The organism is Citrobacter sp. Igbk 14 (assembly GCF_028069825.1).
In the GTDB taxonomy this organism is placed as follows: domain Bacteria; phylum Pseudomonadota; class Gammaproteobacteria; order Enterobacterales; family Enterobacteriaceae; genus Citrobacter.
Genome location: NZ_JANEWM010000212.1, coordinates 1 through 249, shown reverse-complemented (window position 1 = coordinate 249; position 249 = coordinate 1). Strand labels below are relative to the sequence as shown.

1 protein-coding gene is annotated in these 249 nt (G+C 38.2%); it reads left to right on the top strand.

Translation table 11 applies throughout. The annotated features are described in order from the left end of the window. Window positions 1-34: 34 nt before the first annotated feature. Window positions 35-249: DUF2523 family protein (locus tag NNN64_RS23605; protein WP_271442864.1), on the top strand; the 215-nt coding region annotated here is incomplete at its 3' end.

Here is a 249-nt window from a genome sequence, read left to right as displayed (position 1 = left end):
CCGTATTATTCTGAGTGCCTAAAGGAGTGCAACTATGTTTGGGATTCTGATTAGTGCATTAAATACTTTGTTAGGTTTTGTATTCCGGTCATTGATTATTAAATTCGTCGTATTCTTTGCGCTGTATTTTGTAGTCCAGGGCTTCGTTGAAATCCTTGTTGAGTTACTGCCAGATTCAAGCAATCTCTCATCGCTGTTTGCCAATTTATCAGACGGATTCTGGTACTTCATTAACCTGAGTAAATTACC